This window comes from Rhodococcus sp. P-2 (genome assembly GCF_016598535.1).
Taxonomy (GTDB): domain Bacteria; phylum Actinomycetota; class Actinomycetes; order Mycobacteriales; family Mycobacteriaceae; genus Rhodococcus_F; species Rhodococcus_F baikonurensis.
The window spans coordinates 2,584,173-2,609,115 of record NZ_CP066779.1; the positions used below are offsets into that span (position 1 = coordinate 2,584,173).

Consider the following 24,943-nt stretch of genomic DNA (forward strand, 5'->3'; position numbering starts at 1 on the left):
CGGCCCCTCGAATGATCTGGATTCTGGGTACGACTAACGGAACAGGTTCGCGACGAATGGAATCGTGTCAGCCTGCGATTCGACCAAGGCGCCGCTGTGATCGGTGTTGTAGGTCTTGAACGTGACCGGCTCACCATTGGCGACCAAGGCTGCAACCAGCGAAAGCGCCGACGGCGCAGGGACATCCACGTCGAGCAGTCCCTGCCCGATGAAGATAGGGCGATCGTATCCGCTCGTCGGCACACCCATGTAATCGTTCAACAGACCCTGGAAGTTCGGAATCTGACTGAGCGGGCGGGAGAAGATGTCACCGAGGACCAGATCCTTGGATGCCTCGTCCAGGTCTGCGGCGCAGAGCTTTTCGGCCGAGTCGACCTTTTCCCGTCCCAGTTCGTTGAGATACGAGTTCAGGTCGATCTCGGGGTGCGCTTCCCGCAGGCCCGCGAGGATGTAGAGCGCGTACGAGGTCAATCCGCCACCGAGTGCGATGGGCGGGAAGCCCGGACCTGCAGGCAGGAGGGTCAACTCGATGTTGGCCGGCACTCCGGTGCCCACGCCGCCGCGGTAGTCGAGCGAATCCCCTCCGTACTCGGTGGCGTAGCGGGCCGTCGTGATGGCCGCACCGCCGCCCTGCGACTGCCCGACCACCGCCCAACGATTCGAGATGGAGGAGTCGACAACCCGGGCTGCCTTGACCGAGTCGACTACGCTGTGCGCCTCCACCTTTCCGTCGAGGTACGGCATCAGCCCTGGTGTTCCCAGTCCGACGTAGTCGGTGGCGACGACGGCATAGCCCTCCGAGAGCCAGCGTCCCAGGTACGGGTAGTCACGTTCGGGCAGGCCGGGACCCACCAGCGAAGGGGCACAGGAATCGTCGAGTCCGGTGGTGCCGTGCGCCCACGCGATGACGGGCCAACCGCCTTCCGGAGCGGGACCGGCCGGGACGTAGTACACGCCACTGCTGAGCGCGGGTCCGCCATTGGAACCGATGGTCCAGTACGTGAACCGCTTGGCGTCGGCGGTACCCGGAATCCACAGATCTTTCGGCAGCGGCTCACTGGACACCACCGTGCCCGTGGCCTGCGACGCACTCGGCGCCTGCGCGGACGCGACGGGCGCGGCCACTGCGGAGCCGATGGTTGCAGCGCAGAGCGCAGCGATGGATATGCGGGCAAACGATTTCGACTGGAATTTCACGTCTGACGACTCCGGTTCTTGCGGTGGGCGACCTCGTTGGACGTTATCGTAGATTTTGTTTAACCGATCGGTCAAGCAAAATCTTGCGGCTCGACAACACGAACATGTCGAGATCCCGGCCCCGACTCCGACCTAGCATCGAACCGGCACGAAACAACCGCAGGAGGATGGATCCATGGCACACGTACAGCGTTTCGACCACATCGGCATCACCGTCGCGAACCTCGAATCGGCAACGGCGTTCTTCGTCGGACTGGGGCTCGAACTGGAGGGCACCGGATCCGTGGAGGGTGAGTTCGTGGAAACCGTCTGCGGTATCCCTGGAGCCAAGTGTGAAATCGCGATGCTGCGCCCTCCTGGCGAAGGGTCACGGCTGGAGCTCTCGTCCTTCGTCACGCCCGACCACGTGCCCGGATCACCTGCTCCGATGGCCAACGAGATCGGGCTGCGCAATGTTTCCTTCGAGGTAGGCGACCTGCAGGCGGCGGTCGACGCGGTGGCTGCGGACGGTTACAGGCTCATCGGCGGGATCGGCGAGTACGAGAACAGTGTGCGCATGGCCTACGTCCGAGGACCGGAAGGGATCATCGTGTCTCTGTTCGAGCAGATCGGCTGAGGCGTCACGACTACCGGACCGTCAAATCGCCCTCCAGGAGCTGACCAGAGCGCCCATCGCAGCCGCGAATTCGGCAAATGCCGCGTCAATTCTGACGCGGTCACCGGTGGTCACGAGATCGAGCGTCAACCCCCGAATCTGCGCCAACACGATCGTCGCGTAACGATCAGCGCGATCGGGCGGACATCCATGTGCGAGCGCAGCTTCCGTCAAACCACCCAACCAGTCCCCCACCACATGATCGAGAAACTCGCGATACCGCTCCGGATGCAGCAACGCCTGTCCGTAGATCTCGAACATCAACCGAAAGTTCGGCAACGATTCCGCTGACGTACGCCGATTCCAGTAACTCGTCATCATCTCGACGATGTCGGTCCCGGGAGAAATGTCGAGAGAAGAGCTGTCTCGCAGGGTGGCGACTACTTCAGTGAGCAGTTGTTCCTTCGAACCGAAATGATGGATGAGTGTCGCATGGCTGATCCCCAGGTCCTTGGCCAACGGCCGCATGGACAGTTCACCGACGCCGTTCGCCGTGACGTACGCGGTTACCTGCTCGAGCAATTCGGCACGGCGATGCTGGTAACGCAGTTTCCGGCCGTCGATCGGCGTGCTGTCCTCCACCTGCAGGAGCCTACGGAGGATGGGAAACACAGCAGCACTGGGTCACACGGTGACGTGGTGGCGATCCGATCGACTGATCGTGACAGCGGCGACGACAACACCGATCACCACGCCGATCAACGTGTCCGCGACGCGAGCCACTGCCGCTTCGGTTCCGATCGGAGCGCTGAAACCGATGAGGAGGAGTGCCATCGGGGTGACGGCCAGCGACGTCAGCGCATAGTTCTTGATCACGAGCAGCTCCGCAGCAGTCTGCAGAATCACGACCACGGCAACGGCTTGCCAGTAACCGAGCGTCAACGCGATGAGCCCAGCGGCCACGACGGCGCCACCTACATTTCCCACCAACCGCTGAATCCCGCGCTGGACGGTCTGCTTGTAGTTCAGTCCCTGCATCGCGGCGATGGCACCCATCGACGCCCACAGCGGATGCTCCAGCCCGGCTCCCGCCGCGAGCCAACCAGCCAGGGCCGACGCTGCCACGATGCGGAGAGCATTCATCCGCACCGGGCGCGAATAGAGCCGATTCAGTCCCTCGAGGAAATAGCCTTCGGGCGCGGCCAGGGTCTGTGCCGGCGCAAGGTCGTGTTCGATCATGCTGGAGCGCTTGAGCTTCCGCAGCTCCTTCTCGTGCCGAGCGATGCTGCGAATCAGGGTGGCGTCGCCGTGCAACTGCCACTGCTGTACTGCCGCTTCTGCCTCGTCGAGCACCGCGACCAATTCGCGGCCGTGATCGACGGTCGACTTGATCCGGCCACTCGACGCTATGACCAAGCGGGCGTTGGCAATCGATCCGAGCGCCGGTTCCACTCCGCCTGTGCCGGACTGTTCGAGACGCCCCACCGCAGAGACTGCACGAGCCACGGCCAGGCGCGCAGGGCCCATCGGCAAGACGAGCGCTGGAAGCATCGCGGCCACCCAACCGACCAGAACTCCGAGCGCACCGGCAGTCACCAGTCTCGCCAGATCATCGACACTGGAGGCATATCCGGCTGCACCGGTCGCCGCGAAGACGAGGATGACCGGCCCTGGTCCGGTGATCCGGAAGCCCGACATGAAGCAGTACGACGCACCGGCCAGCAGCGAGAGGATGCCGATCTGCAACCAGGTCGGAACGCCCACAACACCCATGGCGCCGCCGAAAGCGATGGAAACCACCAATGCGGCACCGACCATCGCCAGCTTGCCGGCCAACCGGGGATACGGCTCGTACCTACCGAAGGCGGCACACAGCGCACCCAAGGCCGCGAAGCCGGCCAACTCCCGATGCCCGAGCAGTCCGCCGACCACGAGCACTACGGCGGTGGCGAGTCCGACCCTGATCGCGGGCGCGATGGTCGCGTCCGCGGACCCGATGCGAAAAGCCGCTCGCCACGTCGCCCCGGAGACGGTGTGTGCAATGGCCTCACTCGAATGAGTGAGACGGCTGGGCATCCTGGCTGCGGTTTCGGTTCGGGTCACCGAACCAGCATACATTTATTTCACTAGTAAATTACTTGTGAAGTAATGTGAATTCTGTCGCTAAGATGGGTCCATGGGCGTGGCAAACAGATCCGAAGACGACTTCATCGACAGAGTCCGTCGCGAATGGAAGCGCGCCTACCCCGACTTCGACACCGCCCCCGTCGAGGTGATGGGCCGGATCGCCCGCATCAACGCGCAATCTCTTCACCAACTCGACCGCGCACTGGCGTCCAGCGGGGTCTCTCGCACCGAATTCGACGTGATGAGCGCGCTCGCTCGCAGCGACCGTCCCCTGCGGGCGAGCGAAGTCACCGCCGTCACGATGGTCAGCGGCGCCGCCACCACAAAACATGCGGATCGCCTGGCCAAACTGGGCTACGTCGAGCGTCAGCGTTTCGAACACGACGGGCGAGTGGTTCTGCTTCAACTCACCGATGCCGGCCGAGCCTTGGTCGAGGCAGAGTTTCCCCGACGCGTCGAGCGAGACCGTCAAGTACTGACCGGACTCGACGAGGACGAACGTGCCCAGTTGACGGCACTGCTCAAAAGAATCTCGCTCAACATCGACTCGGGAATCTGGGACTGACCTACTTCGGCAGCGGTACGTTCTGCAAGCGCACCTGACCGCGCGCCACCTCTTTGCCCGATTCCGGATCGGTGATGACCACCGACCACAACTGCTGAACGCGGCCCTGCTGTATCGGCACAGCCACGACGTCCACGCGCCCACCCGTACGGGCCCGGAGGAAATCCGTTCCGTTGTGCACTCCGACGGCGAATTCGCCGCGATCTGCCACTGCAGTGCTGGCTCCGATGCTCGCGGCCGACTCGACAGCAGTCGTGTAGACGCCGCCGTGGACTACACCCCACGGCGTGTGATGCGCCTCGGACAGATCGATGTGCCCGACGACCTTCGTGCCGGAGACCTCGTCCAGTTGCAATCCGGCAGCGCTGACAAATCCGCTTGCTGCCTCGAGATTCAATTCCGTCATGACGACCCCTCATCTGCTCCGTTGGATTTCTCGACCCACCTTCCGCCCTCGAATACATGCCGTCAAGTGCTAAGTTGGAATTACCAACCAACATTTTCGACAAACAGGGGACCCAGAGACGATGGCGACAAGAGGACGCAACTGCTCCATCGCCAACGCCTTGGAGGTCGTCGGCGAGAAATGGTCACTTCTGGTGCTCAGAGAAATCGTCCTCGGGCGACGACGGTTCGACGAGATCGCCGCGGGCACGGGCGTCAGCCGTGACATCCTCGCTGCGCGTCTGCGGACCCTTGTCGACGCCGACGTCCTCACGAAGCGTCGCTACGAAGACCATCCACCGCGCTACGAATACGTCGCCACCGAATCAGGGAAGGCGCTTTACCCGATCCTGATGGCACTCATGGAATGGGGAGACACCTTTGCGACGACGGGTCCGCCGCCAACCGTCGTCGAACATCGTTGCGGTGAGATCCTGCACGCCCAAGTTGTGTGTGCACACTGCAAAGAACCGCTGGCCGCGAGAGACGCGCACATAGTCGAACTCTCGCCACCTGCTCGATAGCGTCAGCGTCCGGGCGGAAACCCGCCTGTTGCGATCGGACCCCACGAGTCGACGGTGACGCGGATCAGACTCTTGCCCTGCTTGCGCATGGCTTCGCGGTACTCGTCCCAGTCGGGATGATCACCGGCGATGGATCGGTAGTAGTCGACCAGCGGTTCCACCGAGTCCGGAAGATCGATCAACTCCGCAGTTCCGTTCACCTGGACGTACGGCCCGTTCCACTCGTCGGAGTGGATACACAGAGACACCGCCGGCGTGCGGCGGACATTCGCCGCCTTGGCCCGTTCCGGGTACGTGGAGATGACGATCCGCCCCTCGTCGTCGACTCCACACGTCACCGAAGAGATCTGCAGCTCGCCCGATTTCTTCACCGTCACGAATGTGGCCCGATGGCGCGGCCTGACGAATTCGAGGAGTTCTGCAAACGACACACGATCTGCGCTGGCGATCTTGGACATGACCTCAGCCTAATTCGATTTACGAGCTGACGCTCAGGGCATCTCGATGGTCTGAGCACGCGCGATTTCGTCGATTGCACGAATGATGTACGCGCTCTGAGCCTTCTTCACTCCGGTCGACAAGCTCCCGATTACCAGAACCGCCGAACGCAGGTACGCGCCGTGCCCGATGCGGAACGAATCGTCCTCCAGATCCGAAATCCCGAGCGCCCCGGTATAGACCGCAGCGAGCGCCTGCACGTCCAGATCCGGCAGCCACACGATCGTGGACTTGGCGCAGGCAGTCAGCGCATCCTGCACGTCCTCACTGGACAAGCCGTCGGGATGCGTGTCCTCGAGCAATTCGCGCACGATCGCCGCGTGAACCGAACTGACCTGCTCGAAAGAGAGCCCGCGCAGTTCTTCGACGGCACCGCGCAGTCCGTCACGATTTGCCGCCCGCACCGCGGCGAGTGCGTCGGCTGTGGCGTCGGCGATGTCACGGGCCACCTTCGGCCAATGCGTCGGCCAGCTCTGTTCGGGCGTCCGCTGTTCTGGCGTCCGCTCTTCTGGCGTCCGCTGTTCTGGCGTCCGCTGTTCTGACGTCATCGTGATGTCTCCTCGGTCTTCGCGTTCACGCGGAAGCCTGCCACAGCCCACCGACAGGCGAGACGATCCTTCAGCGCAACCGATCCAACAGAGACATTGCGTTATGCGGCGCAAAGCCTTTCATGTCGTTGTCGAAGTAGACGTACACGTCGAGGCCCTCGTCCGCCCAGGCCTGAAAGCGCTTGGACCACTTGCTCAGAGCTTTGTCGGTGTACCCACTCGCATACAACTCTTTGTCCCCGTGCATCCGCACGTAGACGAAGTCGGTAGTCGGAGTGGTGATGCGGGGGTACCTGCCGGCGGTGTCAGCGACGACGAAACCGATGGAGTGCTCGCGCATCAGGTCGACGGCTTCGTCGGTTTCGAAACTGGCGTGCCGCGCCTCCACGGCGTAACGAATCGGCGCGTCCCTCTCCGTCTGGGCGAACACTCTGTCGTCGGTGAGCTTGTCGTCGTGCTGAGCTGCCAGATCGGCTGCAGCCTGCGTGGTGCGGGGAAGACCGTCGAAGAAGTCGACCAACCGCTGCGGTTCGAACTGCAGCGTCGGAGGTAGTTGCCACAGAATCGGCCCGAGCTTGGGTCCGAGGGCGAGTGTCCCGGCGGCGAAGAAATTGGCGAGTCCGTCACGGGCGTCGAGCAGCCGTTTCATGTGCGTGATGTACCGGCCGCCCTTGATCGCGAACACGAAATTTTCGGGAGTTTCACTGCGCCATTTGGTGTAGCTTTCCGGCTTCTGCAGCGCATAGAACGAGCCGTTGATCTCGATCGAAGTCAATCTCTCTGCGGCATAAGACAATTCTTTGCGGTGAGCAAGACCTTTCGGATAGAAATCTCCGCGCCACGCGGGATACGTCCACCCGGAGATACCTACCCGAATATCTGCCATCGCCTCAGACTAAGCGGCAGTCGAGAGTTTTTACACTCCCGCGCTGAGCGCCACGGATACCGGTACGACGGTCAGGCACACCACCGCGGCGACGAACAACGCGATCACGAGGCGACGGTCCCACTTTCCGCGTGCACCACTGGCAGCCAGCATGAAGATCACAAAACCTACACACACGGACACGATAGTCACGATCACCGGAGTTCCAACCATGCCGTGATTGTCCCCTACCCATTGCCACCGAGCGCCCTACGGGTACACGATCGAAGTACCCATCCCGAGCTAGGAGTGGAAATGCCGAAATACCTCTGGCAAGTGACGTACTCACCCTCCGGCGCCGCCGGCCTACAGCAGGAGGGAGGCACTGCACGGCGCGACGCGATAACCCGAATGGTCGAAAGCATTGGCGGCACAGTCGAATCCTGCCACTTCGCACTGGGCGGTCACGACATGTTCGTGATCGGCAACCTGCCGGACGATGTCGCAGCCGCCGCATTGAGCATCCGCACGGCTGCAGCAGGTGCAGCACGCTCGGAGTCGATCACACTACTCACGCCGGAGCAGATCGACGAGGCAGTCAAGCGACCGACCGACTACCGAGCGCCGGGCAAATGACGGCGGAAGGAATAGATCCCGGCAGCGGCCGAGTTGCACCCGCTGTGACGGAGACTACGCAAACACCTGACCTGGGCACCTACGGAATCTGGCGCGGAGCGGCTGGTTTGCCGCCCGAGCTGGGAACAGCGATCGAGAAACTCGGTTTCGGCACCATCTGGATCGGCGGCTCACCGCGGGCCGATCTACGAATCGCCGAGAAACTTCTCGACGCGACCGAGCACATCACCGTGGCGACAGGAATCGTCAACATCTGGTCCTCGCCTGCGGCTGAGGTGGCGGAGTCCTATCACCGACTCGAAGCCGCACATCCGGGGCGATTCCTCCTCGGTGTTGGTGTCGGACATCCGGAGGCGACCGGCGACTACACCAAGCCGTACGCCTCGCTGGTGTCGTACCTCGACGAACTCGACGCGGCCCAGGTCCCGGAATCGCGGCGCGTTCTCGCCGCACTGGGACCGAAGGTGTTGAGACTGTCCGCAGATCGCGCCGCCGGCGCGCATCCGTACCTGACCACCCCCGAACACACGGCCGAAGCTCGCGAAATCCTCGGACCCTCGAAGATCCTGGCCCCGGAGCACAAGGTTGTTCTGGAAACCGATCCGGAGAAGGCCAGAGCAATCGGTCGCCCCGCCGTTGCCAATCCGTATCTGTACCTACGCAACTACACGAGCAATCTCGAGCGCCTCGGTTTTGCACCCGAAGAGTTGGCGAACGAGGGAAACGATCGCGTCATCGACGCTCTGGTTGCGCGCGGTACCGCGAAGTCCATCGCGGATCGGCTACGCGAGCATGTCGCGGCGGGCGCCGATCACGTTGCGATCCAAGCACTTCCCGCCGAGGGTGATCCACTCGCGACCTACGAAGCACTGGCCGCCGAACTTTTCGGCTGACGGGAAACCCTTGACTTGGATAAGTCATGTCCGAGTATACTTGGACACGACTTATCCAAGTAAAGGAGAAAATCATGAAAATCGTCATTTTCGGAAGCGGACTCATCGGAAGCCAGGTCGCCGCCAAGCTCGCTGATGCCAGGCACGACGTGAAGGCACTCGGTCGCGGCGACGGGATCGACATCACCACCGGCGCAGGTATCGCCGAGGCAGTCGAGGGGGCCGACGTCGTCGTGGATCTGACCAATTCCCCTTCGTGGTCGGACGAGGACGTCTTGGCCTTCTTCCGTGACGGAACCAGCCATATCCTCGCTGCGGAAGAGAAGGCGGGAGTCGGTCACCACGTCATCCTGTCCATCGTCGGCGCCGATCGACTGCCCGATTCCGGGTACATGCGAGCCAAGGTCGCCCAGGAAGACCTGGTCAAGGCCGGCCCGACTCCCTACACGATCGTCCGCTCCACCCAATTCTTCGAGTTCGTCGCCGGAATCGCCGACGCCGGAACCACTGACGGCACGGTCCATGCGACGCCGGCACATCTGCAACCCATTGCATCGCGGGACGTCGTTTCTCACGTCGCCGAGGTAGTGACCGGTGCGCCGCGTAACGGCACGGTCGAGATCGCCGGGCCCGAACCGCTGGGTATCGACGAACTGGTCCGGCGCCTGTTCCTCGTCACCGGCGACAAGCGTTCGGTGATCTCCGATCCCGAGGCCGGCTACTTCGGCGCGAAACTCGACAACTCGGCACTCACCCCGACACCCGGCGCCGATGCATGGATTGCGCCGACAACGTACGACGCGTGGCTTGCCGAGAAGGCCTGACATCGACTGCTGAACCGATGTCCGACCCGCACCACTTTCCGCGGCGTCGATAGAGTCCAATCATGAAGCTTTCCGGAGGCGTGGAGTGGTCACTCCACTGCTGTGTGGTTCTCAGCCAGGCCGAGGCGCCGGTACCCGCAGCCAGACTCGCCGAACTTCACGGGGTGTCGAAGACATACCTGGCGAAGCATCTGCGAGCGCTCGCGCACGCCGGTCTGGTCAATCCGACCGAGGGCCGTGACGGCGGGTACGTCCTCACCCGAGCTCCCGAGAAGATCACCGTTCTCGACGTCGTGCAGGCCGTCGACGGCACCGAACCTGCTTTCCGGTGCACGGAGATTCGACAGCAAGGAATCCTCGCCGCCCCACCGGAACAGTGCCGTTCCGCCTGCGGAATTGCCAAAGTGATGGCCGACGCCGAAAAAGCTTGGCGCGCATCGCTGTCAGGGGTCACTATTGCAGATCTTGCTGCAACCCTGGATCTTCCGGCCCTCAGAAAGATCCTGACCGCGCCGATCACGCCCTAGAGCAGTCCTCACCTCACGAGGCATCAATCCATCGTTCAACTATCGGGTACCTTGTTCGGGGATCAAATCTTGACGAAGAATCTTCCGGGAATTTTCGCAAGATCTCGGAGGGGGTTTCATGGGAGTCAGTGGCACTGCGGGGTTGGGGCAGAACATTCGTCAAACAACTGGACTGTTGAGTCGCTGGTGGTCTCTTGCCTACGACGGCGAATGGTTCCCGAGGTTCCTGGCTGCTCGATCGATGTTGGGGACAGCCAGGGTGGTCGTCACCTTTTGGTGTGCTGTGTTCGTGGCACTCGCCGTACTGGCTCAATTCGTGAAGGGCGGCGCAACCGAACTCCCTGAACGGCTCGCGGCGGGCACAGCATGCATGATCGCGCTCTACTGCATGGTTCGTTGGTCACTCGGACGATCCTGGCCGAGCCACCGCCAATCCGTTCGATTCATTGCGCTCACCAACATCTGTTTGTCCTTGATACTGCTCGCCGGAATCCATGCGAGTTTCCTGGCATTGACCGGCGCCGTTCTGTTCGTGGTCGTCGCGAACTATTCGTCGGTATTCCACAGCCCCCGGATAGTCACTGCACAGATCATCGGCGCGCTGTTCGTCGTTGCCCTACTGACAATTCGAGCTGTAACCGATCCGGATACCGACTCTTCGCTGTCGGTGTCCACCGGATTCGTCATCGGGTGTGTCATCGCCTCAGCCGCGATGACCGTGCATTTCCTCGTCTTGTACTTGACCGACGATGCACGACACTCTTGGCGCGATCCACTTACCGCTGCTCTGAACCGACGTGGGCTGCACAACGTCAGGCAACAGCTGTTCGGTGTCGGCGAACTCCAGGGACACGTCGTTCTCGCGGTGGTGATCGACGTCGATTCGTTCAAGAGCGTCAACGACAAACTCGGTCACGCAGAAGGTGATCGAATGCTGGTGACAGTGGGCCGACGACTGAACTCGGCCGTCGGAGAGACCGGACTGGTCGCGCGGACCGGCGGCGACGAGTTCGTGATTCTCATGCCTGTCGAGCCACGTCGCATCGAACAAACCGTGGTCGACATCCACAACTCGATCTCGAAGCCTGCCGGCAGACAGACGATCTCGGTGAGTGTCGGAGCCAGCGTGTGGCTGTCCTCGACAATCCCGGACGCATCAGGAACCATCGATCGAATACTTGCCGACGCCGACAACGCTATGTATCGAGCCAAGCGACGAGGTGGAGACCAAGTAGCCTGGGCGGTAACGCATCTGAGCTGAATCGGCACGTTTGACTGCCGATCGAAATCAGAGCGCCGCTTCGCTGTCGTTCGCCGGATCCAATTGATCCTGGGTTGCCGCCCAACTCGCCAGGAGTTTGAGTGCATCAGCCGTGGGCGTCCCGGGCGCGGCGGTGTAGACCAGCAGTGTCAGACCGGGATTGGACGGCAGTTCCATCGCCTCGAAGTTCAGCTCCAGGTCGCCGACGACGGGGTGACGAACCTTCTTGACACCCGTCCGATGAAAGCGCACATTGTGTTTCGCCCACCGGGTGCGGAATACCTCACTGCGAGTGGCAAGTTCACCGATGAGCTCGGTCAGCGCCTTGTCGTGGGGGTTGCGTCCCGCTTCCGAGCGGAGCATCGCGGCGATGTCGTCTGCCGCGCGCTCCCAATCTACGAAGAAGTCCTGCGACGCCGGGTCCAGGTACACGAAGCGGGCGTTGTTCGCCGGCCTACGCGGATCAGCCAAGACTGGCGAATACAACGCGCGCGCCATGCGATTGGCCGCCAGCATGTCGTGCCTGGCATTGCGTACCCACGCCGGCGCGTCCGTGATGGCGTCGAGTATCTGCTGAATCGCCGGGCTCACGCCCTTGGGGGCGGGCCGCTTTCTACTCGGCGCGCCTGCACTGGCGGCTTTCGCGAGGTCGTACAAATGGGCAGTTTCGGCTTCGTCGAGTTGCAATGCTCGGGAAAGGCTTTCGAGCACCGAGTCCGATGCTCCCGCCAGATTTCCGCGTTCCATGCGCACGTAGTAGTCGATGCTCACACCGGCGAGCAGAGCGACTTCCTCACGGCGCAACCCCTTGACGCGGCGGTTTCCGCCGTAGGCCGGCAGCCCTGCCTGCTCGGGTGTGATGCGAGCACGACGGGAGCTGAGGAATTCGCGAATCTCGGCTCGGTTGTCCATGCAGTTCACGTTACTCGAGCGGCGATGGCCGAGGGAGGTACTGCCGTTACCTGGAACAACAGACACTCCCGCGCCCGCGAGGCGCGGCGTTGACTGATTGCAGTCGACCGGTTCACGCAGAAACGTCGACTTCTATGCACGCGACACCAGAAGCAAAAGGGGACACCATGCGAGCAACCATCATGTACGGCGCCGGAGACGTTCGAGTCGAGACCGTGCCCGATCCGGTACTGCAGCAGCCGACGGACGCGATCGTGCGGGTCGTCAGGGCCTGCGTTTGCGGCTCTGACCTGCACCCTTACCACAACATGCCGGCGACGCCCGGTGGTTCCCCGATGGGCCACGAATTCGTCGGAGTAGTGGAAGAGACCGGTCGCGAGGTGTCCACGTTGAAGAAGGGCGACTTCGTCATCGCCCCCTTCGCCTGGTCGGACGGAACATGCGACTTCTGCCGCGAAGGCTTGCAGACCTCCTGCCGACACGGCGGATTCTGGGCCGGAAACGGGATCGGAGGCGGTCAGGCGGAGGCCATCCGAGTGCCGTTGGCAGACGGCACCCTGGTCAAGGCGCCGGTCGGTGAGGATTCCGAACTCCTGCCGTCACTGCTGACGCTCTCCGACGTCTTCGGCACCGGCTATCACGCGGCGGTCAAGGGTGGCGTCAACGAACGCACGACGGTCACAGTTATCGGCGATGGAGCAGTGGGGTTGATGGCAGTGCTCTCCGCCAAACGCCTCGGTGCCGAGCGCATCATCCTGATGGGGCGCCACAAGGCCCGTACGGACCTCGGTGTCGATTTCGGAGCCACCGATGTAGTTGCTGAACGTGGTGACGAGGGCGTCGAGAAGGTCCGCGAACTGACCGGCGGCGACGGCACTCACGTCGTCCTCGAAGCGGTAGGCCACATGCCTGCCTACGAGCAGTCGCTCGGAGTTGTCCGACCGGGCGGCGTCATCAGCCGAGTCGGAGTACCCCAATACGAAGAAGCTCCAATCGGTTTCGGGTCGCTCTTCGGACCGAACATCACGCTCACCGGTGGACCGGCCCCGGTGCGCGCGTACATCGAAGAGCTGATGCCGGATGTACTCGACGGAAAGATCGAGCCGGGCAAGGTCTTCGACCGCACCGTCGGGCTCGACGACGTTGCGGAAGGCTACCGCGCCATGGATTCCCGTGAATCGTTGAAGGTCCTCGTCCGCCCGTAATCCACCATTTGCGAAGGTCCACCACTTGCGAAGAAGAAGCGCGTGACCCACACTGCCACCCGTCCCGTTGCCGGTCGCATCAATTCCACCGCGATCTTGGCGATCATTCTGATTAGCTATTTCATGATCCTGCTCGACAATTCGATCATCTTCACCGGGCTGCCCAGCATCCAAAGCAGCATGGGTTACTCGGCAACCGGGCTGTCCTGGGTCCAGGACGCCTACACCCTGGTGTTCGGCGGGCTTCTCCTGCTGGGTGCTCGTCTCGGGGACATCTTCGGCCGTCGTCGCGTATTCGTGGCCGGTCTCGCGATTTTCGCCATTGCGTCGTTTCTCGTCGGGGTCGCGTCGAACGGTTGGTGGCTCATCGCAGCGCGTGCTCTCCAAGGCGTCGGAGCCGCAGTGGTGGCCCCGGCGTCGCTGTCACTGCTGACGGCCAGCTTTCCGCCCGGCCCGGGGCGAACGCGTGCTGTTGCCTGGTACGGCGCTGCGGCGGGAATAGGCGCCAGCCTCGGACTCGTGATCGGCGGCGCCCTTGCCGACTGGGTGTCCTGGCGCGCGGGCTTTTTCATCAACGTTCCGATCGGCATCGCGATGATCGTGCTCGCTCCCCGGTTCATTCCGGAAACCCAGCCGAGCACCGGACGTTTCGATGTGGCCGGTGCTGTTCTCGCGACACTCGGCATGACCGCGCTCGTCTTCGGCATCGTCAACTCGGCCGACGCGGGGTGGACCTCACCGATCACTGTTTCGACACTGGCGGCTGGGGCGATACTACTGATCCTGCTCTTCCTCAACGAAGCGAGAGCGGAGCAGCCGATCATGCCACTGCGGTTGTTCCGTAGCCGGGAGCGATCCGGCGCTTATGCCGCCCGAATGCTCTATCTGGGTGCCATGATCGGATTCTTCTACTTCACGACTCAGCTACTCCAAGGCGTCATGGGCTTCAGCGCGTTCCAAGCAGGCATCGCGTTCTTCCCGATGACGATCGTCAATTTTGCTGTGGCGATGCTTATTCCGCGGCTGACACCGCGATTCGGAAATTCCACAATTCTGTCGGTTGGCATTGCCGTCACCCTAACCGGGATGGCGTGGCTCAGTCTGGTCCATCCCGGCAGCACGTACCTCACGGCGATAGCACTTCCGATGATCTTGATCGGCGCCGGTCAGGGGTTGTCTTTCGCCCCTCTAACTTCTGCCGGGATCTCCGGGATAGAGGCCGAGGATGCCGGTGCCGCATCAGGATTGGTCAACACTGCACACCAACTGGGCAGCGCTCTCGGACTCGGCGTACTCGTCGCGGTCTCGTCAGGAGCCGGACCCTCTGCCGACAACGCTGCAACGGCACTCACCGATCACGTGTCAACGGCTCTCACTGCAGGAACCGCCCTGCTCGCCGCTTGTCTCGTCATCGCCCTCGCACTGATCGTCCCGTCCACGAGAACGCGAAGTACCACAAAGCAATTCGAACCGGAGAAGGGAATTCGAGATGGCGCACTCGTGAACCGAGGCTGAACTGATCACGATCGGCGGCGCCGAGGAATCGCAGATCTCCTCGCACCGCCGCGACGGCACCGCAAGGCCATACATCACGATTTGGGTTGTCCATGCCGAGAACCAACTGTACGTTCACTCGGACTACGGATTCCGCTGACGCAGAACTGAACCGCCCCTTTCGATTCCGAGGAGACCTCATGGAAATCTTGAAGCCCCAGCCCACCAGCAAGGCACCCGGCGACTGGTTCACCGGCGACGTCTGGTGGGACGTCATCTATGCCGGCCAGGAGCCGTCGAGGATGCGCGCCAACATGGTTCGCTTTGCACCGTGTGCGCGAACCGACTGGCATTCCCATGTCCTCGGGCAGACCCTCCACATCGTCTCCGGGACCGCGCTGGTTCAAGCTCGCGGCGGCGAGATCGTCGAAGTTCACCCGGGCGAGACCGTCTATACCCCGGCGGGAGAGGAACACTGGCACGGCGCGGCACCCGACCGTTTCATGAGCCACCTTGCACTGTGGGAAGGACCCGGCGACGGAAGCACCGAAACGACATGGGGCGACAAAGTCACCGATGAGGAATACAACGGTCCCCGCGCCAACCTCCGCTGAGACCGGATCCCCCTCAGATACGTCGCATCACGGAAACGACCTTGCCCAGGATGGCCGCGCGATCGCCGTCGATGACGCTGTATGCGGGATTGCGGGGTTCGAGGTACACGTGACCGTCGCGGCGCCGGAGCACCTTCACGGTGGCCTCGCCGTCGATCATCGCGGCGACGATCTCGCCGGAGTGTGCCTCGTCCTGGCGGCGCACCACGACGACGTCGCCGTCGCAGATGGCTGCGTCGACCATCGATTCACCACGCACCCGAAGCCCGAATACCGTGCCGGAACCGACGAGCTCGCGAGGAAGCGCCAGCACCTCGTCGGTGTGCTCCTCCGCGAGGATCGGCGCGCCGGCGGCAATGTCACCGACCACCGGAACCGTCACGGTGTTCGACGACGACTGTTCCTTCGCGCCTGCGAGGAACGGCCGCACGTCCAACTGCCGAGCCATGGCTGCTCCCCTACGGAGGAAGCCCTTCTCTTCGAGACTCTTGAGGTGCTTGGACACTGTCGACGTCGAGCGCAGACCAACCGCGTCTCCGATCTGCCGCGTGCTCGGCGTGCACCCGTTGGCAGCCACGAGGTCCCGGATGGTCATCAGGATCTGCTGCTGGCGGAGCGGCAGGGAGGAGGGGTCGAGGCCACCGAACATGTCGAGATCGTCGTAATCGGTCACGACGAGAATCGTAGTGATGGGTCCCGACATCCAGGCCTGGCGGCCGGAGTCTGCCAGAAACGGCACAAGCAGTTTGTTTATCGTGCAGCACATGGCACGCTGGGTTGATGGAGCCCCTCGAACCGATGCGCCCGGTGGGCGTCACCGAGGACACTCATACCTCGACGCCGATCTGGAAGTCGGCGCCGGTCACTCTGGGAACGGTGGGCGTATTTGCCTACGCCTTGATGTCCACGAGAACCGGCGTCGTCGAAGTTGCACTTGGCGCGGTGATCGCGATCGCCGGCGTCGCCCTCTACTTCATTTCAGTAATGCGCACGATCAGAGAAAACTCGGACAGCCGCGTACCCCTGCTCGGAACCCCACCCGTCTCGCCCCGTGACGTCGACCTGCTCGCCGGGGCCGGGATGCCCTTGATCATGGGCGGATCGTTGCTGGCCATACGAGCAGCGGGATGGACCTGGCCCTACCTCTACCTCGGACTGCTGGCCGTGATCATGGTCGCTGCCTATGTTCTTCCCGTCGTGCTGCACAACCGACGATTGCGGAAGCGAACTCACCGATCACGAACCCCGTGACGCGATCGGGTACGCCGACGCAACATCGCCAGCCCATTCGCCGACGTTCGAGTGGTGCGACCGGCTCGCCTCAGTGAAGTCGGCTAGGCACTGGCGACCTTGCTGACAGGTTCGACCGGAATGTCGACCTTGCTGAACTGCAGCACACCGTCTTCGATCTCGGCGTCGTGCATCAGCTTGCGGTCGCGGTAGTAATTGTTGACCACTTTCCACGCACCGCGGGCACCCTGACGCGGCATTTCTCCGTCGCCGCGCTGGATGTAGCCCGAGGTCAGAGCTCCGCCCATGAGAGATTCTTCGGCGAAGTCCTCAGGTTCGGCGTGAACCTCGAAAGTCGTGTAGTCGCGCTTACGCATGATCTCGAGTACGCGGCACAGATAGGACGCGGCCAGATCGGCCTTGAGCGTCCAGGATGCGTTGGTGTATCCGAGAATCATCAGGAAGTTCGGGATGTCGGAGTAGAGAACACTCTTGTAGGCGACTGTCTCGTTGAGCTTGACCGGCTCGCCGTCGATGCTCATGGTCGCCCCGCCCAGGATCTGTACGTTCAACCCCGTCGCCGAGACGATGATGTCGGCCTCGAGTTCGCGGCCCGACTCGGTCACGATGCCCTTCTCGGTGAAAGTCGCGATACGGTCCGTGACGATGTCGGCCTTGCCGCTCTTGAGCACCTTGAACAGGTCCCCGTTGGGAACCACGCACAGGCGCTGATCCCACGGGTTGTAGTTGGGGGTGAAGTGACGCAGGTCCACGTTCTTGCCGAGTTGCAAGCGGATCTGGGTGAGGAACAGCTTCTTGGCCAGCTTTGGATTGGTACGTGAGAGCTGAAAGCTGGCGCGTTGCAGTGCGATATTGCGGGCTCGACCGATCTTGTAAGCAATCTGGTCGGGAACGCGTGCGAGCTTGAGACCCTTGGCAACAGGGTCCTCGGACGGTAGCGCCTGGATCCACGTGGGCGAGCGCTGCAGCATGGTGACGTGGCCGGCCGTGGGAGCCATCGACGGGATCAGTGTGATCGCGGTGGCACCGGACCCGATCACCACTACCTTCTTGCCGCTGTAATCGAGATCTTCCGGCCAGTGCTGCGGGTGCACGATCTGACCGCGGAAATCGTCCTCACCGGGGAAGGTGGGGCGGTAACCCTTGTCGTAGTTGTAGTAACCACAGGCGCCGACGAGGACGTTCGCGGTCCACGTCTCGGTCGCACCCGTCGCCTCGATCAAGACGGTCACGGTCCACTGAGCCCTCGCGCGATCGAAGTCCATGGCCACGACCTTGCGGCCGAAGTTGATGTGGTCGGTGACGCCGTATTCCTTCGCGGTTTCCTCGACGTAGTCACGAATACTGGCGCCGTCCGCGAGCACCTTGGTGCCGATCCACGGACGGAAACCGAATCCGAAGGTGAGCATGTCGGAGTCCGAACGGATGCCGGGGTACTTGAACAGGTCCCAGGTGCCACCGATGTTCTCGCGGCGCTCGAGGATCGCGTAAGTGCTTCCGGTCTGCTCACGAATGAGGTGGCAAGCCGCGCCGATTCCGGACAAGCCAGCGCCGATGATCAGTACGTCGACATGCTGTGTCATGAGGAAACTCGTTTCGTAGGTCGTCGCGAAGCTACATCTGGCGTCGGCAGTGGCCGAGAATCATCAACCGGTCCAGGCCGGATTCCCTAAGGTCAGCGCCAATCAACAGGGTATGTGCAACCGACGGTAACAGTCAATATCTCGACCAGGCTCGAGACAGAACGTCACGAATGGCGGCGCGCCTGCCGCATGGCAATTCGATCGAGACGGCTGAACGCCTCACGCCACCGAGGTGTCGTTCACACCGCCGACGAAATGCCCGACGGCTCGCCTACTCGAGATAGCCATCCCCAAACATTCATCGCTCCAACATAATTCGATAACCAAACGTGCGAGCTTCTCCAGGCGGACGGGCAACTGAGATATCGCCGTTACCCTCGTGCGCATCAGATGGAGAGGTCACTGCGACCGCTGGCGCACTGACGAGACCACTCTGAAACCAACGGTGTTGGTTTCGCGGCAAAGAGAACAGACCGGATTGGGCCTCCACCGGCGGTGTAGTCCCTATGACACACTCCAGCACAGTCACCGTGTACACCACTCGTCGCGATCGAGGATTCGCCCATGCAATCGCTGCCGGAATCAGCGACAGGGCTGATTCCGGGCCACACACCGCAGACATGAGTCTGTTGGAGAACCACACCAGCGAGCACGGTAGAGCGCTTGTTCTTCTACCACTCGGGGGCGTCGATTGGCAGGTGAAGGAGCTCTCCGCGCTCGAAGGATCGGTCCTGATCGGCGATCTCAGTGGCGGCCACTCCCTCATTCGAGGGCTCGCGGCGGGCGCCCACACCGCGCTCAACTCGCAACTACCGTTCGCATCGCTACTCGATGAGCTGCAGGCCGCGCTCAACCCCAACTCCGCTCAGCCTGCGCACGACACTTCCTCTCTCGTACAACGCATCCGGTTGCGCGCCGAAGAATTCGCACGAATCAGCAGTCTCACCGATCGCGAATTCGAAATCATGGGACTTCTCTACGGCGGTTCCAATGTCGACTCGATTGCTCGAACCGCCCACATTGCACCAACCACGGTTCGCGCCCACATCCGAAGCATCTTGCAGAAGCTGGGGGTGCACTCCCAGCTGGAGGCCTGCGGGATGCTCCGCCGCTCTGGTCACGACACACGCAGATACCCGTTGGAGCTTCGGATCGGACGCTTCTAGCAGGAAGCACCCACAGACACACTCATTGAGATGGGTGCTCACTCTGATCGAACTCGACCTTCGCAAAGATCGTCAATTTTGACGATTCGACGACGTGCCCGGACGTCGAATATTAGGTCCTACACGACGCCGAAGACACGAGTGAACATCGAAAGGTGCATTCAATCAATGGAATACACACGCACAGTGCCGCGACATCTCGTCCACAGACATGCGGTTGCCGAGGTTTTCCTGACGGACTACCGGATCGAATCGAACTCGGCGTACCAGGTTGCTGTGCAACTGCCGCTCTCGCACCGAATATTCGACGCATCGAGCGAGCAACACGATCCGCTCGGGGTGGCAGAAGCATTCCGGCAGGCAGTGGTGCTTCTGTGCCACACCCGATACGACATTCCACTGCACTACAAGTTCCTCATGGAAACATTCAGCTTCGAGATGTTGGATGCACTCGACGTGCAACCAGTCGCGGAGCCGTTGAGTTTCTCGATGACAGTGGACAACCTCACCCATCGCGACGGAGCGGTCTCGGGCGTCGAAATGACGGGGGTCCTCCGAGAGGGCGCCCGGCACGTCGCCGGATGCAAAGCTGTTGCGCGAGGAGTCAGCCCCGAGGGATACCGTCGCATTCGGCAAGGACGAGAAGACTACCGCCCGAGTCGGCGCATCCTTCCCACCGGAACCGCGGTGGTCGGTTCGGAGCGGGTCGGACGTTTAACCGATGGAGATGTGCTCATCAGCACTGATGCTGCTGGGCACACGATGTTCTGCACTCCCGATCCGCGCAACCACTCCCTTTTCGACCACCCCGTCGACCACATCCCGGGAATGATTCTTTTCGAGGCCGCTCGACAGGCGGTGCGGTACCGCACCGGCGCCCCAGCAACACGTATCGCCTCACTCTCGGCGACCTTTCCGAGGTTCACCGAATGGGAAACGCCGTGCGAGGTGTCAACGACTCCACTCGACGCGTCGGGCCGTGTGCACCGAGTTCGGTTCACTCAAGAACTGGAAACCACCGCGGAACTTGAACTTACAGTTGCGGACCAACTATGACAGGACACGGACACGCCCTTCTCGTAGCGTCGTTTACGTCAAACGCTCGGAGGTTCCCACTCTCTCGGTGCAAGCGCGGCCAGTTGCATGACATGCGCCAACTTGTCCTCGCGGACAATCGTGGGCAACACCAAGTTCCACATCTGACTCAACCGCTCGTACAGATCGGTTCTGCCCGTCAGCATTTCCGAGAGAATCTGCACTCCGGTGAACGACCCCACGACGAATCGAGCCAACGCGTCGATGTCGGTGCCCGGGACGATATCGCCGGCTTCCGCCGCTTGGGTTGCCACCTGCTTGATGGCCTCGATCCAATCGAGGTACGGCTGTTCGATGGGACCTTGAATACTGCCGATCTCCATCGTCAACCGCATGCCACCTCGCGCGATGGGCTCCGTCACAAGCTGCCGAGCCATCTCCTGCGAAACGAGCACAAGGGTTTCGACCGCAATGTCGGAATGCGCAGCAACCCGTCGGGTCCCCTCCATCGCCATACCGTGCTGGGCAGCGATGACCGCGTGCGCAAGCTCCTCCTTCGACGCGAAATGAAAATACATCGCGCCCTTGGACACACCCCCGTGTTGCAAGATCGTGCCCAGACTGGCGGAGTACCCGAACTTCTCAAAACTCTTCGCAGCACCCAAAATGACAGCCTGGCGCGTGAGGACCGCACGCTCCTGCATGATCTACCCAGCTCTCGTTGCCGACGGAATGAATCTCAACGATACGTCGAAAGACCCGGCAGCAACGCTCCCGACACGGACACACCATGACGACTCTGGTCCTCGGGGCCACTGGTTTCATCGGCTCGGCGGTGATGAACCAGCTGGTTTCCCGGGACGGAAACGCTGCGATCGGTTTCGTTCGCACGGACGGCGCGGCCAAACAACTCAGCCGCAACGGAATTGCCGCCACTATCGGCGACATCAACGAAAGCGTCTCTCTACGAGTTGCAATGAGCCAGGCGTCGACCGTCATCTGCTGCGTGTCGTACGTGGGCGACGACGAACAACAGTGTGTTCACGTCAACGAACACGGCATACGTAACGTTGCGTCGATCGCCACCGCCGTCGGCGTCGAACGGCTGCTCTACGTCAGCACCGCCGCGGTGTACGGGCCAGGCCCGTTTCGAGACCTGCCGGTCAACGGCGCACCTCTCAAACCCCTCTCACCTGCCAGTCGCACACGCGCTCTCGCCGAGAAGTTCGTGCGCGACGCCGGCGGCCTCGTCGTCCGGCCCCATCTCGTGTACGGACCCGGCGACAGATGGTTTCTGCCGACACTGACGCGAATTGTCTCTCGACTCGACTCGATCATCGACGACGGCAACGCGGTACTGTCAGTAGTCGACGTAGACCTACTCGCCCGATCTATCCACGAGCTGTCGATAGAACACCAATTTCGCTACGGCTCAACACTTCACGTCAACGAGCCTGCCCCACGGACAGTTATCGACCTTCTCGAGCATCATGCGCGGGAGACCAATTGGACTGTGCCCCAGAGCTCTATCCCCCGCGCCGACGCAGTGAAAGCTGCTGCCCAGCTGGGTCTCGACATGCACAAGATAGACATGATCAGCCTCGATCACTGGTTCCGGTCGAGACTGTACTGATGACACAAAGGTTGCTCTCGCCAAAACAACTGCCTCCCAGACTTTTCAGTTCTCATTCGGGATCATCCTGCGCAATGAGCAGGACCTATTGCGCTGTCACTACAGACGAACAGTGCGAGCTCTGATGGATGAAAACAATGACTGCACAATGACGGCAGTGGTCGCGCCCGACACCGATTCTCTCGGGCAGATGGCGATCCACAGTTCCACTAACGGTGTCAGCTCCCGAAGTTCATGTCAGGGGTTGATGTGGGCGCACCAGCGCTGGGCAGTGAGACCACCCAGGATGCTTGTTGCACCGCGTACGTGGTGTACGGGAACATCGCCAGGTAGGGCTCGAGTCCTGGGTAGTCCGATACCCACATGCTCGTCGGTTCATCGACGCTGCCGCAAGACGCCAGGACGACGTAGGAGCCTTCCGGGATATCGTTGATCGTCTGAACTGTTGTGCCGGTGGGAATCACGCCGCTCTCGTAGATCGTCTGTCCTGGACCGATCGTCACTTCGATCGGTGGCAGCACTCCGCCGGGCGCGTTCCCGAGCGAGGTGCTGCATTGCAGAGCTCCACCCGAATTATTGGTGATGGTGTTGCTCACGGTCGAGCCGGAAGCACTGTAAGCGAAGGTGACGTCGGCAGCTGTGGAAGCTGAGGCCAGTGAGGGAGCAGCCATTGCCAACGGAAGAGCTGCAGCACCGACGAGGGCCGCTCGCGTGATCGAATGCATCGAATCTCCTTCTCGTTCAGCATGAAAGGTCGTCAGTTGATCTTGACATGAAACGAGACCAATTGGACGGATTCAACGAAGATTGATGTCTAACCTAACGACCACAGTTGATGGCAATCTCAGAATGACCTGGAATGTCGACAAATTGAATACCCGTTTCTTCTTCGAGAACTGCCCACCGATCCTCCCATTCGCGAGGCCGAAATCAACCTGAAACTCAGGACATTCCGGTATCCCGCAGGGTGATGTTCAGCCGCCCGGACGGCAAACCGATGTCGGGGCTTGCACTTCCGGCGATAACTTTCGGCACTCCGTGATACGCGAACCGAGACTCTCCACCGAACACGAACAGATCACCCGAATGGAGTTCGACGTCGGTGTACGGCTTGTTTCGATTCTCGGAATTACCGAACCGAAAGATACAACTCTGGCCGACGCTCAGTGAGACGACGGGAGCGTCGCAACGCTCGTCCTTGTCCTGGTGCATGCCCATCCGAGCGCCCTCCTCGTAGAAATTGATCAGGGCAGTGTCCGGCGTGTATCTCTCCCCCGCAGTCGGGTCACCGTAGGTAGAGGCGACTGCGGTGCGGCCGAGGTCGACGAGCCAGTCAGGTACCGCTGCAACGGGCGCGCCGTTCACGTCGTCGGCGGTGCGGGTGTATTTGTACGGCTGCCAATGCCAACCGAGACAGACCGTCTGCACCGACATCTTGTGCCCACCAGGGACAACAGCCGAACGCATCGGAACAGGGGCGGTCGCCCACCGTCGGCACTCAGCCACCAGTCTGCGCTGTTGTTCGATGCTGAGCCAATCCGGAACGAGAATCGCCCCCGGTGCCACCTCCATACGTGGCCGAGGAATCAGAGCGTTCATGGATTCCACGCTAATCGGTTTCGAAGCATTGACACCCTTCGCATGGGCTCGTATCGTAATCAACAGATTGGTTGATAAAGGAGATGGTTGACAAGTGATCGTGGATCCAGGGGCAGACGAGCGTCTCGACAAGGCGTTCATGGCACTCGCCGACCCGGTACGACGGCGGATCATCGCCCGTCTGAGCACCGGCCCCCACACGGTCAACGAGTTGGCCGAGCCATTCGAGATCACGAAACAGGCAGTCTCCAAACATATTCAGGTACTCGAAGCCGCGGGTCTGGTCACTCGCAGCCGCGAAGCCCAGCGGCGGCCGGTACATCTCAACGCCGCAACTCTTGAGGCTTTGACCGCCTGGATCGACCGCTATCGACTGATCCACGAACAACAGTTCCGCAAGCTCGATCACCTACTCAGCACCACACAGAAGGAGACTTAGCCATGGCTACCACCATTCCCGTCACCATCACGGCTCCTGAGGGCGTGCCGTACATCGACATCACCCGTGAGTTCGACGCACCCGTCAGTGCCGTCTTCGCAGCTCATTCGAATCCCGAACTGGTCAAGCAGTGGCTAGGCCCCAACGGATACGAGATGGAGATCGACGAATACGAGTTCGTCAGCGGTGGTCGATACAAGTACGTCCATCGCAACCCCGAGGGCGAAGAGTTCCGGTTCAACGGTGTGTTTCACGTTGTTCGCGAAAACGACTTTGCCATCCAGACCTTCGAATACGAGGGATTCCCCGACATCGTCAGCATCGAATCGATCACGTTCGAGGATCTGGGCAACGGACGCACCCGCCTCTCCGGTCATTCCGTATATCCGAGCCTCGAAGCGCGAGACGGAATGATCGAGAGCAATATGGAGCTCGGTGTCACCGAAGGTTACGAACGCCTGGACAAGATCGTCGCGCAACTCTGACCACCTGTTTGCCCGAACCTCCC

General features: G+C 61.7%; 32 protein-coding genes. 18 read left to right on the forward strand and 14 right to left on the reverse strand.

The window, feature by feature from the left end:
• Positions 1–33 precede the first annotated feature (33 nt).
• The gene (locus I7X09_RS12345) at positions 34–1,197 is read right to left on the reverse strand and encodes an alpha/beta hydrolase family protein (protein ID WP_200317025.1); all 1,164 of its coding nucleotides are present in this window, start codon (positions 1,195–1,197) and stop codon (positions 34–36) included.
• 175 nt (positions 1,198–1,372) lie between these two features.
• Here I7X09_RS12345 and I7X09_RS12350 point away from each other — a divergent pair, with 175 nt between their 5' ends.
• Entirely contained in the window at positions 1,373–1,813 is a 441-nt protein-coding gene (locus I7X09_RS12350; RefSeq protein WP_124569080.1) for a VOC family protein, read from the forward strand.
• A 21-nt stretch (positions 1,814–1,834) separates the two neighbouring features.
• On the opposite strand, the gene I7X09_RS12355 is transcribed toward I7X09_RS12350, so the two are convergent.
• A complete protein-coding gene (locus tag I7X09_RS12355) occupies positions 1,835–2,434 on the reverse strand; it encodes a TetR/AcrR family transcriptional regulator (protein WP_200317027.1) in 600 nt (199 codons plus the stop codon).
• Positions 2,435–2,476: 42 nt separating this feature from the next.
• A complete protein-coding gene (locus I7X09_RS12360) occupies positions 2,477–3,910 on the reverse strand; it encodes an FUSC family protein (RefSeq protein WP_200317029.1) in 1,434 nt (477 codons plus the stop codon).
• A 58-nt stretch (positions 3,911–3,968) separates the two neighbouring features.
• On the opposite strand from I7X09_RS12360, the gene I7X09_RS12365 reads away from it, so the two are divergent.
• On the forward strand, positions 3,969–4,484 hold the full coding sequence (locus I7X09_RS12365; RefSeq protein ID WP_200317031.1) for a MarR family winged helix-turn-helix transcriptional regulator: 516 nt from the start codon (positions 3,969–3,971) through the stop codon (positions 4,482–4,484).
• 1 nt (position 4,485) lies between these two features.
• Here I7X09_RS12365 and I7X09_RS12370 read toward each other — a convergent pair whose 3' ends face one another.
• Positions 4,486–4,890 carry a PaaI family thioesterase gene (locus I7X09_RS12370; RefSeq protein WP_019745591.1) on the reverse strand — a complete coding sequence of 135 codons (405 nt, stop codon included), beginning with the start codon at positions 4,888–4,890 and terminating at the stop codon, positions 4,486–4,488.
• Positions 4,891–5,011: 121 nt separating this feature from the next.
• Between I7X09_RS12370 and I7X09_RS12375 the strand changes: the two genes are divergently transcribed.
• On the forward strand, positions 5,012–5,452 hold the full coding sequence (locus tag I7X09_RS12375) for a winged helix-turn-helix transcriptional regulator (protein WP_200317033.1): 441 nt from the start codon (positions 5,012–5,014) through the stop codon (positions 5,450–5,452).
• 2 nt (positions 5,453–5,454) lie between these two features.
• On the opposite strand, the gene I7X09_RS12380 is transcribed toward I7X09_RS12375, so the two are convergent.
• The 4 genes from I7X09_RS12380 to I7X09_RS12395 form a co-directional block, all read right to left on the reverse strand.
• Positions 5,455–5,910 (reverse strand): PPOX class F420-dependent oxidoreductase, encoded by a 456-nt coding sequence (locus I7X09_RS12380; protein WP_200317035.1) that lies wholly within the window; start codon positions 5,908–5,910, stop codon positions 5,455–5,457.
• 33 nt (positions 5,911–5,943) lie between these two features.
• Entirely contained in the window at positions 5,944–6,498 is a 555-nt protein-coding gene (locus I7X09_RS12385; RefSeq protein ID WP_200317037.1) for a hypothetical protein, read from the reverse strand.
• Between the two features lie 70 nt (positions 6,499–6,568).
• A complete protein-coding gene (locus I7X09_RS12390) occupies positions 6,569–7,384 on the reverse strand; it encodes a DUF72 domain-containing protein (RefSeq protein ID WP_200317039.1) in 816 nt (271 codons plus the stop codon).
• Positions 7,385–7,414: 30 nt separating this feature from the next.
• Positions 7,415–7,597, reverse strand: coding sequence for a hypothetical protein (locus I7X09_RS12395; RefSeq protein WP_095972013.1), 183 nt, complete (start codon positions 7,595–7,597; stop codon positions 7,415–7,417).
• Positions 7,598–7,678: 81 nt separating this feature from the next.
• Between I7X09_RS12395 and I7X09_RS12400 the strand changes: the two genes are divergently transcribed.
• From I7X09_RS12400 to I7X09_RS12420, 5 genes are all read left to right on the forward strand, one after another.
• Positions 7,679–7,999 (forward strand): GYD domain-containing protein, encoded by a 321-nt coding sequence (locus I7X09_RS12400; protein ID WP_007729728.1) that lies wholly within the window; start codon positions 7,679–7,681, stop codon positions 7,997–7,999.
• A gap of 44 nt (positions 8,000–8,043) precedes the next feature.
• Positions 8,044–8,892, forward strand: coding sequence for an LLM class F420-dependent oxidoreductase (locus I7X09_RS12405; RefSeq protein WP_200317041.1), 849 nt, complete (start codon positions 8,044–8,046; stop codon positions 8,890–8,892).
• Between the two features lie 74 nt (positions 8,893–8,966).
• On the forward strand, positions 8,967–9,716 hold the full coding sequence (locus tag I7X09_RS12410; RefSeq protein WP_200317043.1) for an SDR family oxidoreductase: 750 nt from the start codon (positions 8,967–8,969) through the stop codon (positions 9,714–9,716).
• Between the two features lie 62 nt (positions 9,717–9,778).
• Positions 9,779–10,243, forward strand: coding sequence for an RrF2 family transcriptional regulator (locus I7X09_RS12415; protein WP_200317045.1), 465 nt, complete (start codon positions 9,779–9,781; stop codon positions 10,241–10,243).
• A gap of 118 nt (positions 10,244–10,361) precedes the next feature.
• Positions 10,362–11,504 carry a GGDEF domain-containing protein gene (locus I7X09_RS12420; protein WP_200317048.1) on the forward strand — a complete coding sequence of 381 codons (1,143 nt, stop codon included), beginning with the start codon at positions 10,362–10,364 and terminating at the stop codon, positions 11,502–11,504.
• 27 nt (positions 11,505–11,531) lie between these two features.
• Here I7X09_RS12420 and I7X09_RS12425 read toward each other — a convergent pair whose 3' ends face one another.
• Positions 11,532–12,416: a helix-turn-helix transcriptional regulator gene (locus I7X09_RS12425; protein WP_200317050.1), complete on the reverse strand. Its 885-nt coding sequence runs from the start codon at positions 12,414–12,416 to the stop codon at positions 11,532–11,534.
• 167 nt (positions 12,417–12,583) lie between these two features.
• Between I7X09_RS12425 and I7X09_RS12430 the strand changes: the two genes are divergently transcribed.
• From I7X09_RS12430 to I7X09_RS12445, 4 genes are read left to right on the forward strand one after another with little or no spacing between them, the layout of a single operon-like run.
• Positions 12,584–13,621, forward strand: coding sequence for a zinc-dependent alcohol dehydrogenase family protein (locus tag I7X09_RS12430; protein ID WP_095972006.1), 1,038 nt, complete (start codon positions 12,584–12,586; stop codon positions 13,619–13,621).
• 42 nt (positions 13,622–13,663) lie between these two features.
• On the forward strand, positions 13,664–15,136 hold the full coding sequence (locus I7X09_RS12435; protein ID WP_234036897.1) for an MFS transporter: 1,473 nt from the start codon (positions 13,664–13,666) through the stop codon (positions 15,134–15,136).
• Positions 15,137–15,170: 34 nt separating this feature from the next.
• Positions 15,171–15,275 (forward strand): DUF2255 family protein, encoded by a 105-nt coding sequence (locus I7X09_RS12440; protein ID WP_234036947.1) that lies wholly within the window; start codon positions 15,171–15,173, stop codon positions 15,273–15,275.
• A 40-nt stretch (positions 15,276–15,315) separates the two neighbouring features.
• Positions 15,316–15,729: a (R)-mandelonitrile lyase gene (locus I7X09_RS12445; RefSeq protein ID WP_200317052.1), complete on the forward strand. Its 414-nt coding sequence runs from the start codon at positions 15,316–15,318 to the stop codon at positions 15,727–15,729.
• Between the two features lie 13 nt (positions 15,730–15,742).
• On the opposite strand, the gene lexA is transcribed toward I7X09_RS12445, so the two are convergent.
• A complete protein-coding gene (gene lexA / locus I7X09_RS12450) occupies positions 15,743–16,432 on the reverse strand; it encodes a transcriptional repressor LexA (protein ID WP_200317808.1) in 690 nt (229 codons plus the stop codon).
• Positions 16,433–16,509: 77 nt separating this feature from the next.
• On the opposite strand from lexA, the gene I7X09_RS12455 reads away from it, so the two are divergent.
• Complete coding sequence (locus tag I7X09_RS12455) at positions 16,510–16,980, forward strand: hypothetical protein (protein ID WP_095972003.1); 471 nt, start codon at positions 16,510–16,512, stop codon at positions 16,978–16,980.
• Positions 16,981–17,063: 83 nt separating this feature from the next.
• Here the strand turns inward: I7X09_RS12455 and I7X09_RS12460 are convergent, their stop codons facing one another.
• Entirely contained in the window at positions 17,064–18,563 is a 1,500-nt protein-coding gene (locus I7X09_RS12460) for a flavin-containing monooxygenase (RefSeq protein ID WP_200317054.1), read from the reverse strand.
• A 506-nt stretch (positions 18,564–19,069) separates the two neighbouring features.
• Between I7X09_RS12460 and I7X09_RS12465 the strand changes: the two genes are divergently transcribed.
• Both I7X09_RS12465 and I7X09_RS12470 read left to right on the forward strand, forming a co-directional pair.
• Positions 19,070–19,729, forward strand: a complete 660-nt coding sequence (locus tag I7X09_RS12465; protein ID WP_200317056.1) for a LuxR C-terminal-related transcriptional regulator — start codon at positions 19,070–19,072, stop codon at positions 19,727–19,729.
• A 168-nt stretch (positions 19,730–19,897) separates the two neighbouring features.
• Positions 19,898–20,785 (forward strand): ScbA/BarX family gamma-butyrolactone biosynthesis protein, encoded by an 888-nt coding sequence (locus tag I7X09_RS12470; protein ID WP_200317058.1) that lies wholly within the window; start codon positions 19,898–19,900, stop codon positions 20,783–20,785.
• A 38-nt stretch (positions 20,786–20,823) separates the two neighbouring features.
• Here I7X09_RS12470 and I7X09_RS12475 read toward each other — a convergent pair whose 3' ends face one another.
• Entirely contained in the window at positions 20,824–21,468 is a 645-nt protein-coding gene (locus I7X09_RS12475; protein WP_019745609.1) for a ScbR family autoregulator-binding transcription factor, read from the reverse strand.
• 86 nt (positions 21,469–21,554) lie between these two features.
• Here I7X09_RS12475 and I7X09_RS12480 point away from each other — a divergent pair, with 86 nt between their 5' ends.
• A complete protein-coding gene (locus tag I7X09_RS12480; RefSeq protein WP_200317060.1) occupies positions 21,555–22,397 on the forward strand; it encodes an NAD-dependent epimerase/dehydratase family protein in 843 nt (280 codons plus the stop codon).
• 218 nt (positions 22,398–22,615) lie between these two features.
• Here the strand turns inward: I7X09_RS12480 and I7X09_RS12485 are convergent, their stop codons facing one another.
• Complete coding sequence (locus I7X09_RS12485) at positions 22,616–23,122, reverse strand: hypothetical protein (RefSeq protein WP_200317062.1); 507 nt, start codon at positions 23,120–23,122, stop codon at positions 22,616–22,618.
• Between the two features lie 217 nt (positions 23,123–23,339).
• Positions 23,340–23,996, reverse strand: coding sequence for an alpha-ketoglutarate-dependent dioxygenase AlkB family protein (locus I7X09_RS12490; RefSeq protein WP_200317064.1), 657 nt, complete (start codon positions 23,994–23,996; stop codon positions 23,340–23,342).
• Between the two features lie 94 nt (positions 23,997–24,090).
• On the opposite strand from I7X09_RS12490, the gene I7X09_RS12495 reads away from it, so the two are divergent.
• Positions 24,091–24,435, forward strand: coding sequence for an ArsR/SmtB family transcription factor (locus I7X09_RS12495; protein WP_029256427.1), 345 nt, complete (start codon positions 24,091–24,093; stop codon positions 24,433–24,435).
• 2 nt (positions 24,436–24,437) lie between these two features.
• A complete protein-coding gene (locus I7X09_RS12500) occupies positions 24,438–24,920 on the forward strand; it encodes an SRPBCC family protein (protein ID WP_200317066.1) in 483 nt (160 codons plus the stop codon).
• Positions 24,921–24,943: the final 23 nt, after the last annotated feature.

Bases quoted from the DNA above. Each gene is read 5' to 3' on its own strand.
- I7X09_RS12490 (WP_200317064.1), bottom strand. From the start codon at position 23,996: ATGAACGCTCTGATTCCTCGGCCACGTATGGAGGTGGCACCGGGGGCG.
- I7X09_RS12360 (WP_200317029.1), bottom strand. From the start codon at position 3,910: ATGTATGCTGGTTCGGTGACCCGAACCGAAACCGCAGCCAGGATGCCC.
- lexA (WP_200317808.1), bottom strand. From the start codon at position 16,432: ATGTCGGGACCCATCACTACGATTCTCGTCGTGACCGATTACGACGAT.
- I7X09_RS12375 (WP_200317033.1), top strand. From the start codon at position 5,012: ATGGCGACAAGAGGACGCAACTGCTCCATCGCCAACGCCTTGGAGGTC.
- I7X09_RS12500 (WP_200317066.1), top strand. From the start codon at position 24,438: ATGGCTACCACCATTCCCGTCACCATCACGGCTCCTGAGGGCGTGCCG.
- I7X09_RS12470 (WP_200317058.1), top strand. From the start codon at position 19,898: ATGGAATACACACGCACAGTGCCGCGACATCTCGTCCACAGACATGCG.
- I7X09_RS12370 (WP_019745591.1), bottom strand. From the start codon at position 4,890: ATGACGGAATTGAATCTCGAGGCAGCAAGCGGATTTGTCAGCGCTGCC.
- I7X09_RS12385 (WP_200317037.1), bottom strand. From the start codon at position 6,498: ATGACGTCAGAACAGCGGACGCCAGAACAGCGGACGCCAGAAGAGCGG.
- I7X09_RS12400 (WP_007729728.1), top strand. From the start codon at position 7,679: ATGCCGAAATACCTCTGGCAAGTGACGTACTCACCCTCCGGCGCCGCC.
- I7X09_RS12415 (WP_200317045.1), top strand. From the start codon at position 9,779: ATGAAGCTTTCCGGAGGCGTGGAGTGGTCACTCCACTGCTGTGTGGTT.
- I7X09_RS12465 (WP_200317056.1), top strand. From the start codon at position 19,070: ATGACACACTCCAGCACAGTCACCGTGTACACCACTCGTCGCGATCGA.
- I7X09_RS12485 (WP_200317062.1), bottom strand. From the start codon at position 23,122: ATGCATTCGATCACGCGAGCGGCCCTCGTCGGTGCTGCAGCTCTTCCG.
- I7X09_RS12460 (WP_200317054.1), bottom strand. From the start codon at position 18,563: ATGACACAGCATGTCGACGTACTGATCATCGGCGCTGGCTTGTCCGGA.
- I7X09_RS12395 (WP_095972013.1), bottom strand. From the start codon at position 7,597: ATGGTTGGAACTCCGGTGATCGTGACTATCGTGTCCGTGTGTGTAGGT.
- I7X09_RS12445 (WP_200317052.1), top strand. From the start codon at position 15,316: ATGGAAATCTTGAAGCCCCAGCCCACCAGCAAGGCACCCGGCGACTGG.
- I7X09_RS12430 (WP_095972006.1), top strand. From the start codon at position 12,584: ATGCGAGCAACCATCATGTACGGCGCCGGAGACGTTCGAGTCGAGACC.
- I7X09_RS12475 (WP_019745609.1), bottom strand. From the start codon at position 21,468: ATGCAGGAGCGTGCGGTCCTCACGCGCCAGGCTGTCATTTTGGGTGCT.
- I7X09_RS12350 (WP_124569080.1), top strand. From the start codon at position 1,373: ATGGCACACGTACAGCGTTTCGACCACATCGGCATCACCGTCGCGAAC.
- I7X09_RS12425 (WP_200317050.1), bottom strand. From the start codon at position 12,416: ATGGACAACCGAGCCGAGATTCGCGAATTCCTCAGCTCCCGTCGTGCT.
- I7X09_RS12410 (WP_200317043.1), top strand. From the start codon at position 8,967: ATGAAAATCGTCATTTTCGGAAGCGGACTCATCGGAAGCCAGGTCGCC.
- I7X09_RS12365 (WP_200317031.1), top strand. From the start codon at position 3,969: ATGGGCGTGGCAAACAGATCCGAAGACGACTTCATCGACAGAGTCCGT.
- I7X09_RS12480 (WP_200317060.1), top strand. From the start codon at position 21,555: ATGACGACTCTGGTCCTCGGGGCCACTGGTTTCATCGGCTCGGCGGTG.
- I7X09_RS12390 (WP_200317039.1), bottom strand. From the start codon at position 7,384: ATGGCAGATATTCGGGTAGGTATCTCCGGGTGGACGTATCCCGCGTGG.
- I7X09_RS12455 (WP_095972003.1), top strand. From the start codon at position 16,510: ATGGAGCCCCTCGAACCGATGCGCCCGGTGGGCGTCACCGAGGACACT.
- I7X09_RS12380 (WP_200317035.1), bottom strand. From the start codon at position 5,910: ATGTCCAAGATCGCCAGCGCAGATCGTGTGTCGTTTGCAGAACTCCTC.
- I7X09_RS12420 (WP_200317048.1), top strand. From the start codon at position 10,362: ATGGGAGTCAGTGGCACTGCGGGGTTGGGGCAGAACATTCGTCAAACA.